At 70.7% G+C, this 2,394-nt stretch carries 2 protein-coding genes; both read right to left on the reverse strand.

Annotated elements, in window-relative coordinates; translation table 11 throughout:
* Positions 1-41: 41 nt before the first annotated feature.
* Positions 42-827, reverse strand: coding sequence for an electron transfer flavoprotein subunit beta/FixA family protein (locus G6030_RS15265; RefSeq protein WP_007629330.1), 786 nt, complete (start codon positions 825-827; stop codon positions 42-44).
* Positions 828-955: 128 nt separating this feature from the next.
* The coding region (locus G6030_RS15270; protein WP_182643698.1) for an AMP-binding protein at positions 956-2,394 on the reverse strand (1,439 nt) is incomplete at its 5' end.

Here is a 2,394-nt window from a genome sequence, read left to right on the forward strand (position 1 = left end):
CTTGAAAAAGACTGTGATGAGTCGGTCGGGGTGAGCTCGCGTCAGATGAGCTTCTGCGCCACGAGGTACTTGGCGATGTCGTTGCCGCCCTCGCCCTCGTCGACGACCTTCTCACCGGCCGCACGCGGCGGCTTGGGGGCGGAGGAGGTCACAGTCGACGCGGCGTTGTCCTTGCCGACCTGGCCGGCCTCGACGTTCGCGTCGGCCAGGGTGAGGACCTCGACCGGCTTCTTCTTGGCGGCCATGATGCCCTTGAAGGACGGGAACCGCGGCTCGTTGATCTTCTCGCCGACCGACACGACGCACGGCAGGGAGGCCTCGACCTCGAAGATGCCCTCGTCGGTCTCGCGCTCGCCCCGGGCCACGCCGTCGGCGATCTCGAGGGTGCGCATGTGGGTGAGCTGGGGCAGGCCCAGGTACTCGGCGAGGATGGCCGGGACGGCACCCATGCGGCCGTCGGTGGCCTCGTTGCCGGCGATGACCAGCTCGGTGCCCTCGATGGTGCCCAGCACGTTGGCCAGGGCCCACGCGGTCTGGACGACGTCGGAACCGTGGAGGCCCTCGTCGTTGAGGTGGACCGCCTTGTCGGCACCCATCGACAGGGCCTTGCGGATGGCCTCGGTGGCGCGATCCGGTCCGGCGCACAGGACGGTGACCTCGCCGCCGTTGGCCTCCTTGATCTGGAGCGCCTGCTCGACGGCCTTCTCGTTGATCTCGTCCAGGACCGCGTCCGCGGCCTCGCGGTCCAGGGTGTAGTCCCCGTCCGAGAGCTTGCGCTCGGAATAGGTGTCGGGAACCTGCTTGATCAGTACGACGATGTTCGTCATGGGCCTGCGTCGACCTCCTGCGAGTCGGGGGCGGGGTGCGCCCCGTCATGACCGGGCGCACCGGATTGTGGTCCTACCTGACACAATAACGGCACCGGCGTCACGGTGGCGGGCCGGGTTCGCCCGCCTCAGTTGATCCGCTTCTCCCAGCCCGCCCACGCGGCGTCGCGCAGTTCGTTCTTGCGCACCTTGCCGGTGGACGTCCGCGGCAGCGCCTCGGTGAGCTCCACCGCGCCGGGGACCTTGTAGCGGGCGATCTTCGTGCGGCAGTGCTCGATCACGCCGGCCTCGTCGAGCTGCGCCCCCGGCCGCACCACGACGTAGGCCTTGGGCCGCTCGCCCCACTTCTCGTCGGGCATGGACACCACGGCGCAGTCCACGACGTCGGGGTGGGAGACGATCGCCTGCTCGACCTCGATCGTGGAGATGTTCTCGCCGCCGGAGACCACCACGTCCTTGGCTCGGTCGAGCAGCTGCACGTATCCGTCGGGGTGCATCACGCCGAGGTCACCGGAGTGGAACCAGCCCCCTGCGAACGCGGCGGCGGTGGCCTCGGGGTCGTTGAAGTAGCCCTTCATGACGCCGTTGCCGGTCATCACGACCTCGCCCATCGTCACGCCGTCGGCGGGCACGTCGATCAGACGGGTCTCCCCGGGCGAGGTCCGCTCGACCACGCGCACGGTGTCGGCGTGGATCATCGCCACGCCCTGGCGGGACTTGAGGCCGGCGCGCTCGTCGGGGTCGAGATCGGCCCAGCCGGGCTGTGGGGTGCACACGATGAAGGGGCCGTAGGTCTCGGTGAGTCCGTACACCTGGGTGACGTCGATCCCGAGCTCCTCGAAGCGGCGCAGGATGGTCGGCGAGGGCGGCGCCCCGGCGGTGATCATGCGGATCCCCTCGATCGGCCGGGCGGCCGGGTCGTCCGCGATGGTGCTCAACACGGCGGGGGCACCGGCGAGGCGGTTGATCCCCTCGTCGTCGAACAGTCTCCAGATGTCCTCCCCCCGGACGGCGCGCAGACACACGTGGGTGCCCCGCGCCCCGGTCAGCGCCCAGGTGGTGCACCAGCCGTTGCAGTGGAACATCGGCAGCGTCCACAGGTACCGCGAGTCGGCGTCGAGGCCCTGGGTGACGATCTCGCCGAGCACGTTGAGGTAGGCGCCGCGGTGGGTGTACATGACGCCCTTGGGACGCCCGGTGGTGCCGGAGGTGTAGTTGACGGCGATGACGGAGTCCTCGTCGGCGACCGTCCACGGCACGGGCTGCGGCGAGGCGGTCGCGAGCCCCTCCTCGAGCGCCTCGGCGCGCGGGCCGAAGCGGGACACGTCGGGCTGGGTTCCGTCGGCGTCGGGCGCGACCAGGAGCAGCCGCAGCGCGTCGGGGACCTCGTCGCCCAGGCCGGCGAGCAGGTCGGCGTCGGCGATGAGCACCTCGATGCCGGCGTGGTCGACGATGTAGGCGATCTCGGCCGGCGCCAGACGGGTGTTGAGGGCGACCACGGCCCCGCCGGCGAGCGGGACGGCGAACTGGGCGAGCAGGGCCTCCGCGGAGTTGGGGGCGAGGACGC

It is taken from the genome of Dietzia sp. E1, from assembly GCF_014145015.1.
Taxonomy (GTDB): Bacteria; Actinomycetota; Actinomycetes; order Mycobacteriales; family Mycobacteriaceae; genus Dietzia; species Dietzia cinnamea_A.

Excerpts from the sequence above, each read along its gene's own strand:
- G6030_RS15265 (WP_007629330.1), bottom strand. The coding sequence starts at position 827 with ATGACGAACATCGTCGTACTGATCAAGCAGGTTCCCGACACCTATTCC.